7 protein-coding genes and 5 tRNA genes are annotated in these 8,720 nt (G+C 61.8%); 5 read left to right on the forward strand and 7 right to left on the reverse strand.

What is annotated here, in order from left to right; translation table 11 throughout:
* Both EHS19_RS11055 and EHS19_RS07285 read left to right on the forward strand, forming a co-directional pair.
* On the forward strand, window positions 1-181 hold a 181-nt coding region (locus EHS19_RS11055), incomplete at its 5' end, for a hypothetical protein (RefSeq protein WP_206666336.1).
* Between the two features lie 368 nt (window positions 182-549).
* Entirely contained in the window at window positions 550-771 is a 222-nt protein-coding gene (locus EHS19_RS07285; RefSeq protein ID WP_151917113.1) for a hypothetical protein, read from the forward strand.
* Window positions 772-917: 146 nt separating this feature from the next.
* Here the strand turns inward: EHS19_RS07285 and thrS are convergent, their stop codons facing one another.
* The 6 genes from thrS to EHS19_RS07315 all read right to left on the reverse strand — a co-directional run bounded on the left by thrS (window position 918) and on the right by EHS19_RS07315 (window position 3,779).
* Window positions 918-2,954, reverse strand: coding sequence for a threonine--tRNA ligase (thrS, locus tag EHS19_RS07290; protein WP_151917114.1), 2,037 nt, complete (start codon window positions 2,952-2,954; stop codon window positions 918-920).
* A 353-nt stretch (window positions 2,955-3,307) separates the two neighbouring features.
* Window positions 3,308-3,380, reverse strand: a tRNA-Gly gene (locus tag EHS19_RS07295).
* 33 nt (window positions 3,381-3,413) lie between these two features.
* Window positions 3,414-3,486 (reverse strand) — tRNA-Val (locus tag EHS19_RS07300).
* Window positions 3,487-3,504: 18 nt separating this feature from the next.
* A tRNA-Val gene (locus tag EHS19_RS07305) sits at window positions 3,505-3,576 on the reverse strand.
* A gap of 31 nt (window positions 3,577-3,607) precedes the next feature.
* Window positions 3,608-3,678, reverse strand: a tRNA-Cys gene (locus EHS19_RS07310).
* Between the two features lie 28 nt (window positions 3,679-3,706).
* A tRNA-Gly gene (locus EHS19_RS07315) sits at window positions 3,707-3,779 on the reverse strand.
* 234 nt (window positions 3,780-4,013) lie between these two features.
* Here EHS19_RS07315 and EHS19_RS07320 point away from each other — a divergent pair.
* Window positions 4,014-4,859, forward strand: coding sequence for a PAC2 family protein (locus tag EHS19_RS07320; protein ID WP_175578367.1), 846 nt, complete (start codon window positions 4,014-4,016; stop codon window positions 4,857-4,859).
* Window positions 4,860-4,946: 87 nt separating this feature from the next.
* On the opposite strand, the gene EHS19_RS07325 is transcribed toward EHS19_RS07320, so the two are convergent.
* Complete coding sequence (locus EHS19_RS07325; protein WP_151917115.1) at window positions 4,947-5,849, reverse strand: undecaprenyl-diphosphate phosphatase; 903 nt, start codon at window positions 5,847-5,849, stop codon at window positions 4,947-4,949.
* 168 nt (window positions 5,850-6,017) lie between these two features.
* Here EHS19_RS07325 and EHS19_RS07330 point away from each other — a divergent pair, with 168 nt between their 5' ends.
* Entirely contained in the window at window positions 6,018-6,815 is a 798-nt protein-coding gene (locus EHS19_RS07330; protein WP_151917116.1) for a fructosamine kinase family protein, read from the forward strand.
* A gap of 165 nt (window positions 6,816-6,980) precedes the next feature.
* Window positions 6,981-8,579 carry an aminopeptidase P family protein gene (locus EHS19_RS07335; RefSeq protein WP_151917117.1) on the forward strand — a complete coding sequence of 533 codons (1,599 nt, stop codon included), beginning with the start codon at window positions 6,981-6,983 and terminating at the stop codon, window positions 8,577-8,579.
* The last annotated feature ends 141 nt before the right edge of the window (window positions 8,580-8,720 follow it).

An 8,720-nucleotide genomic window follows, 5' to 3' on the forward strand; every position in this document is an offset into this window, starting at 1 on the left:
GGAACAAAAATCAGGCCACTTCACGGATCAGTGGGACGGAACGCGATTCACGGGGATTTCCGCATTGCATCCCACGATCTGCCATGATTTCGTGGGATGGAACGCAAAAGCGGGCTCGTTTCGCGTTGCGTCCCACGAGTCACCGGGCATCACAGAATATGTTCAGGTGGCATGCAGGTGAAAACGTTGGAAAATGGCGGTTCTCTGGCGTGGCATCCGTGACGTGGCTGGTTTGGAGTGATGCCCGGTGGGACGGAACGCAAAATCGGGCTAGTTCCGCATTGCGTCCCACGATCTGCCATGATTTCGTGGGACGCAACGCAATAATGGCCTCAATCTGCGCTGCGTCCCACGGATCAGTGGGATGGGACGCGATTCACGGGGATTTCTTCATTGCATCCCACGATTTGCCGTGGTTTCGTGGGATGGAACGCAAAAGCGGGCTCGTTTCGCGTTGCGTCCCACGGCTCACCGGGCATCACAGGATATGTTCAGGTGACATGCAGGTGAAAACGTTGTAAATGCCGAATGCGGCGATGGGCGCCATTGATGGGCGCCGATGGCGGGATCGCATTCGCTTTGCAAGCTTTGCAAGCGCTCTATTCCATCGGTTTCCCGGCTTTTCTGAACTATCCGGATTATCCGGATTATCTGAATTATCTGGATATCTGGATTATCGAATTTCTTGGATTTCCTCGAATCGCAGCTGGGATCGCAGCTGAACATCACGCGAATCCGCATACGACAAGGGCCGTCGTGCATGATGCATAGCGCATATGCACGACGGCCCTTGTCCGCCGCAGCCGTACTGCCGACCACCCTACCGGGATCGCCCCGATATTGCGTCAGGATCGCGTTATCGCGAACAGACGTCAGTCTGACTTGCGGCTCGCGGCTCGCGACTTGCGGCTCGCGGCTCAGGCGTTGGCCAGTGCGGCGTCGAAGTCCTCGGCGCTGTTGACCTGCGCATGGTTGGCGATGATCGCAAGGATGTCGGCCTTGGCCTCGTCCACCGGCACGCCGTTGCGCTGGCTGCCATCGCGGAAGCGGAAGCTGACCGCGTTGTTCTCGACATCCTCGCCGCCGACGATGATCGTGAACGGCACCTTCGACTTGGACGCGTTGCGGATCTTCTTGCCGAAACGATCATCGGACCAGTCGATCTCGCAGCGGACCTCGTCCTCCTCAAGCGACTCCACGAAGCTCTTGAGATGAGGAGCGAATTCGTCGGCGACCGGAATGCCGGTCACCTGCACCGGGGCGAGCCACACCGGGAACGCGCCGGCGTAATGTTCGAGCAGCACGGCGAAGAAACGCTCGACGGAGCCGAAGAGCGCGCGGTGGATCATCACCGGACGCTGATGCGTGCCGTCGGCGGCGATGTACTCCAGCTTGAATCGCTCCGGAAGGTTGAAATCAAGCTGGATGGTCGACACCTGCCAGGTGCGGCCGATCGCGTCACGCGCCTGCACGGAGATCTTCGGTCCGTAGAACGCGGCGCCACCCGGATCGGCCACGAGGTCGAGGTGGGATGCCTCGGCGACCTCACGAAGCGTATTGGTGGCCTCCTCCCAGATCTCGTCGGAACCGACGTACTTGTTCGGATCCTTGGTGGACAGCTCCAGATAGAAATCGGACAGGCCGAAGTCCTTGAGCATGTTGAGCACGAAGGTCAGCAGATTCGTCAGCTCGCCCTTCATCTGCTCGCGGGTGCAGTAGATGTGGGAGTCGTCCTGCGTCAGACCACGCACGCGGGTCAGACCATGCACCTCGCCGGACTTCTCGTAGCGATACACGGTGCCGAACTCGAACAGGCGCAGCGGCAGCTCGCGGTAGGAGCGCTGGCGCGACTTGAAGATGAGGTTGTGCATCGGGCAGTTCATCGGCTTCAAGTAGTAGTCGAAGCCCTGCTTGGTGATGTTGCCGTCGGCGTCGCGCTCCTCGTCCAGTCGCATGGCCGGATACATCGAGTCCTTGTACCAGTGCAGGTGGCCGGAGGTCTCATACAGACCGCCCTTGGTGATGTGCGGGGTCTGCACGAAGCTGTAGTGGTACTTGCGGTGCAGCTTGCGCGAGTAGTCCTCCATCGCGTTGATGACGGCGGCGCCCTTCGGATGGAACACGGCAAGGCCCGGTCCGATCTCCTCGGGGAAGGAGAACAGATCCATTTCGGCGCCCAGCTTGCGGTGGTCGCGCTTGGCGGCCTCCTCAAGACGGGTCTGATACGCCTTGAGATCCTCCTTGGTGGCCCACGCGGTGCCGTAGATGCGCTGCATGGTCGGGTTCTTCTCGCTGCCGCGCCAGTAGGCGGCCGCGGAGCGTTCGATCTTGAACGCCTTGATGAAGCGGGTGTTCGGCAGGTGCGGACCGCGGCACAGATCCTTCCACACGACGTTGCCGTCACGGTCGACGTTGTCGTAGAAGCTCAGCTCCTTGCCGGAGATCTCGGTGGCGGTCGACGGATCGAGATGCGCCTCCTTGTCCTTGATGAGCTCGATCTTGAACGGCTGATCGGCCTCTTCGGCAAGGGCCTCGTCCTCGTTCACCACGCGGCGGCGGAACGACTGCGCGGACTTGACGATCCGCTGCATGTGCTGCTCGATCTTCTTGAGATCGTCCGGGGTGAACGGCTGATCGACCTGGAAATCGTAGTAGAAGCCGTCCTTGATGATCGGACCTACGCCGAGCTTCGCATTCGGGAACAGCTCCTGAACCGCCTGGGCCATGACATGCGTGGCGGAATGCCGCATGATGCCCAGACCATCCTCGCTGTCAAGGGCGACGGGTTCGACCGTGTCGCCGTCCTGGAGCGGCGTGTACAGATCACGCAGTTCGCCGTTGAGACGTACGGCGATGATGTTCTTGTCGTCGGCAAACAGCTCGACGCCGGTGGTGGTGGCTTCCACCTCCTTTGCTTCGTCGTTGACCGTGATGGAGATGGAGCCTTGCGCCATGATGTGTCCTTTGCTATCGGGGCCCGCGTTACCAATGTGCAGGCCTGGACTGGTAACCAACATGCGACACGATAGGTTGGGTGTACGACATTGGGGAGAACGCTGGGAACGGCATTGGGACGACTGCGATGAGACGTTTGCCGAATCGGCTGGGCACAGGGCATGGCACGGTTTGCGCGACGCGTTCGCCGCGGCGCAAGCAATGCTCGCAATCATCGCAATCATCGGCAATCATCGGCTCACAATCATCGGCCATTTATGAGAGGAAACCGCGAGAAGAACCTGCGCAATGGCCGCAATGGCCGGGAAACAAGACGAAAAACAAAAAGCCCCTTCCGGGGCTTTCGCATGAGAGCGGACAACGGGACTCGGACCCGCGGTCTCAACCTTGGCAAGGTTGCGCTTTACCAACTAAGCTATGTCCGCAATAATCCTCCGCCGTGAGAAGCAGAGGATCAGTGGGTGATGTAGGAATCGAACCTACGACCCCTTCCGTGTGAAGGAAGTGCGCTAGCCGCTGCGCCAATCACCCGTATGCAGTTATGTCGAGTGGGCGATACAAGATTCGAACTTGTGACCCCTTCCGTGTCAGGGAAGTGCGCTACCTCTGCGCCAACCGCCCGGTCTGCCATCTGAGCCGCGCTCATCCGGAGAGGTGGGTACGAGAGTCGAACTCGTCTATACGGCTTTGCAGGCCGCTGCCTAACCGCTTGGCTAACCCACCGTAAGGTCGTCAACTCTTGGGACCTTAGAGCGGACAACGGGACTCGGACCCGCGGTCTCAACCTTGGCAAGGTTGCGCTTTACCAACTAAGCTATGTCCGCACTGTGTCAACGGCATTGCTGCCGTCCAAGCACGAATGACTACTATACGCAACCTCTCGAAAAACGCAACCCCAGCGTGTCGCGCCATCCTTCGCGCCATCCGCGCCATCCGCGCCATCAGGGATTCAACAGGCACGGCATGTGGGCGGACAGCTCGACACAAGCAAACAGCAGCGGATTCCACCAGCGGCATAAGCCGTAACCGGCGACGGCAAAACCGTTACATTGGTAAATATGAGTGAGGAAGCGAAGCGGCCGGAGACCGTCATGCTCGCCGCGTTCGAAGGCTGGAACGATGCCGCGCAGGCCGCGAGCGACGTCATCAGGCATCTGACGTCCACATATGAGTGTCGCGAGGTGCGACGCATCACCTGCGACGGATACTACGACTACCAGTCGGTCCGTCCGGTGATCTGCCATGTCACAGGGCGGGCACGCATCGTCTGGCCGCAGACCACGTTCTACGAGATCATGCTCGACGGCGGCGTCCGCATGTATGCGCAGATCGCGCCTGAGCCGAACTACCGATGGATGTCATACTGCCGTCAGACGCTCAACATCGCGGCGGAGCTTGATGTGGACCGCATCGTCACACTGGGGTCGATGTTCGCCCCGTGCCCGCATACCAGACCGTTGCCGGTCAGCATCAGCGAGGGATCGTGCCAGTGCGAGCAGGATCGAGAATACAGCGGGCCCGTCGGCATACCCACCGTGCTCGATTCGATGGCGGCCGACGACGGATACCGCACCACTTCGATGTGGGTGTCGATTCCGCAGTACCTCGGCGATCTGCCATGCGCCCAAGGCAGTCTGGAACTGACGAGAGCCGTCTCGGAACTGATCGCCCATCCGCTCGATGAGGGGTGCCTGCCACAGAAGGCGAGGCTGTGGGCCCAGCGAGCGACGCTGCTGACCGAGTGCAGCGAAACGGTCAGACAGCACGTGCAGCGGCTGGAACGCCAGTATGACGCCGATGCCGCTGCGGCGAAAAGCGCCGCCCCCGGTGCCCCTCAGGCCGAGCAGCTCGTACGCGAGACGGAGGAGTTTCTGCGCGGCATGGCCAACGGCACGCCGTGCTAGTGGCCTGTGTCAGAAATTCATTGACGAATTCACTACCCCTCAGTCCCGCTTCGTAGGCCTGATTGCGGCCCGTCACATGCCCGCGTCTCAGGCGAGCGCCGCCGCGACGGAGGCCGGCTCATAGGGGGCGAGCGCGCCGGTCAGCAGCAGGATCGCCACGACCACGGCCAGCCCGATGCGGTAGATCGCAAACGCCTTGTAGGAGAACGTGGAAACGAACTTGAGGAATCCGATGATGACGATGTATCCCACAAGGAAGGACACGATCGTCGCCGCAATGGTCGGCCCCCAGCCCGGGAACGGCGTGCCGGCGAGGTCTCCCGCCGCATAGTCCTTGATCGCGGAAACCGCCTCCAGTATGCCCGCGCCGAACACCGCGGGAATGGCCATCAGGAAGGCGACGCGAACCGCGGCCTCTCGCGTGTAGCCCATCGCGCGGCCGAAGGTGATCGTGCCGCCGGAACGCGACACGCCGGGAATGAGCGCCAGCATCTGGCCGATGCCGAAGATGGCGGCCTCCTTGACGTTCATGTCGTCGATGCGCTTGATCTGCCGGGAGCGATCATCGACGATCCACAGCAGCACACCGAAGATCAGCAGCACGGCGACGGTGATCCACAGATTGCGCAATGTCGATTCGATCGCGTGCTTGAACACCAGACCGGCGATCACGATCGGCAGCGTGCCGATGATGATGTACCAGCCGAGCAGCGCGTCCTTGTCGCCTTTGCCCATGCGATGCCGCAGATCGGAGCCGTTACGCCCGAACAGGCATCCGAACCAATGCGAGAGGATGCGAACGATGTCGCGCCGGAAATACAGCAGCACGGCCAGCTCCGTACCAATCTGGATGATCGCGGTGAACGCGGCGCCCGGATCCGACCCGATCATCAGATCGCCGATGATGCGGATATGCGCGCTCGACGACACGGGCAGATACTCGGTCAGGGCCTGCACAAGCCCCAGAATAATGGCTTGGAAGAAGTTCATGATTCCTCTTGTACGATTCCTTGGATGATCATGTGTGATCGGCACGGGTTGCCGTTCAGCGAGACCAGCGTACCCGACGCACTCCAAGAATACGCCAATCCATGCCGTTGTCTCGCTAAATGGACACAATGGCGGCAACGGAAAAGGAACGGCAGCAAAGGAACGGCAATGGACATCTATCGCAAATCGCGCGCATGGGCGCCGCAGGGATTCTTCGAATGCGAGGGCCGTGGCCTTCAGTGGCTTGGCAAGGCGCAGGCCGTTGGCGGCCCGCGCGTGGTCGAGGTCGAAGGCTGGGGCGACGACCATCTGGACATAGAACGCGTCAAACCCTCCTATCCGACCGCGAAGGCGGCGCACGACTTCGGCGCCGCCCTCGCGCGCATGCACGACGCCGGCGCCGACTATTTCGGCTCGGCTCCCGAGGGCTACGACGGCACCTGCTATTTCGGCCCGCTTCAGGACCCGGTGCCGATGGACACCGGCACGTGGGCGAACGCGGCCGATTATTTCGCACAGGGCCGTCTGCTGCCGATGGTCGAGCTTGGCATCCGACGCGGCGAGCTGACGCAGGGCGATCTTGACACGACCAGACGAATCATCGACGCGCTGCCGACACTGCTCGGACGCGCCGGCGACGACAAACCGGCACGCGTGCACGGCGATCTGTGGAGCGGCAACGTGATGTGGACTGCGGATCGCGGGCATTGCGAGGCGGTGCTGATCGATCCGGCCGCGCATGGCGGGCATCGTGAGGAGGATCTTGCGATGCTGCACCTGTTCGGCATGTCGTATCTGACCGAGATCATGGACGGCTACATGTCGGTGCATCCGCTCAAGGCGGGCTGGCAGGAGCGCATGACGCTCTGGCAGCTGTATCCGATCGCCGGCCACTGCGTGTTCTTCGGCGGCGGCTACGTCAGCGAATTCCGCTCGATGTGCCGATCGCTGCTGTCGACGCTGTAGTTGCAGATGCACTTGATGCCGATAAGGCTTATGCAAGGCCGGTGCACGCCGACCTTGCATAAGCGACTAGGATGGGAACGGCATTGTCGGCGGCGGGCGTCGCTCAGCGACAGCGGTCACCGGCATGCGACCACAGCATCAGCGCATCGCATAAGGAGCACGCACATGGGCGAAGTCATCACCGACAAAGACAAGGAATACGAGGCACAGGAGGCGGCGAGCGCCCCCGGCGACGATCAGGCGATGAGCGACCGTGTGAACAACCGGTCGCTGCGTCCGCGCTCCGAGGCGTTCATCGACTTCATGAAGACCGGCTGGGATTCCAGCGAGCCCGATGTCGAGCCGCTTGAGTCCTCGAAGTACACGCCGGCCCGTCTTGCGGCGCTCGGTCGGCGCTTCCCTGGCGAGCGTCTGGTGATTCCCGCAGGCCAGCCCAAGGTGCGTAACAACGACTGCGACTACATGTTCCGTCCGGACACCACGTTCGCCTACTACACGGGTCTTGGTCAGGATTACGAGGCGGGTGCCGTGCTGGTGCTCAATCCGGTCGATCCCGATTCGGATGAGGCGAAGCGCGGCGTCACGCACACTCCCGAACTGTTCGTCGCGCCGCGCGCCGACTATTCCACCCAGGACTTCTTCATGAACGCCCACTATGGCGAGTATTGGGTGGGCCCGCGCGCCGGTCTCAAGGAGATGACGGCGATGACCGGCATCGAGACGCATGACATCGCCCAGCTGGCGGATGCGCTGTCCAAGGATGTCGGAGCCGAAACGGGTGCGGTGCGCGTACGCGTGATCGCGGATGCCGATCCGCAGGTCACGGCGCTGGTCGAGTCGATTCGCGAGGCGAACGGCTACACGGATCCCGACAACAACAGCGCCGATGACGACAAGCTGCACGAGTTCGCTGCCGAGGCCCGCATGGTCAAGGATAGATACGAGATCGGCGAGATGCGCAAGGCCGTGGCCGCCACGAAGCACGGATTCGACCATATTCTCTCCAAGCTCCCCGAGGCGCTCGACAAGCCGCGTTCGGAACGCATTCTCGAAGGTGCGTTCAACGCGGTGGCGCGTGAGGAGGGCAATGCGCTCGGCTACGACACGATCATCGCGTCCGGCGAGCACGCGCCGATTCTGCATTGGATGCGCAACACGGGCGTGGTGCGCCGTGGCGATCTGCTGCTCATCGACGCCGGTGTGGAGGTCAACAGTCTGTATACGGCCGACATCACGCGCACGTTCCCGACCAACGGCAAGTTCACTGATTTCCAGCGTCGTCTCTATCAGGCGGTGTTCGATTCGCAGCAGGCCGGATTCGAGGCGGCCAAGCCAGGCGCCACGTATTCGGACATCCATCATGCATGCATGCGGGTGATCGCCGAGCGTCTGCACGAGTGGGGACTGCTGCCGGTCGGCGTCGAGGAGTCCCTCTCCCCCGAAGGCCAGCAGCATCGTCGTTGGCTGGCCTGTGGCGTGGCGCATCATCTCGGTCTTGACGTGCACGATTGCGCGCAGGCTCGTTACGAGTCGTATCAGGGTGCGAAGATCACGCCCGGCATGATCTTCACCATCGAACCGGGCCTCTACTTCCGCGAGGATGATCTGCTTATCCCGCCGGAATATCGCGGCATCGGCATTCGCATCGAGGACGACGTGCTGATGACCGAGAACGGCCCTGAATGGATTTCCGCCGGCATTCCCAAGCAGCCCGACGACGTCGAGGCGTGGATGGCCGACCAGGCCGCCGCCTCCCGCAACTGAAGCCGGAAAGGTAGGACCTCCATGCCAACCCCACAATTCGTACTCGAACTGAGAAAGAAAATCGGCCATGCTGAGCCGTCAAACGAACAGTCCAGCGGACTGTTCGTAGGCGAAGTGAGCGGCCGCACCACAAGCGGCCGC

This window comes from Bifidobacterium jacchi (assembly GCF_009078285.1).
Taxonomy (GTDB): domain Bacteria; phylum Actinomycetota; class Actinomycetes; order Actinomycetales; family Bifidobacteriaceae; genus Bifidobacterium; species Bifidobacterium jacchi.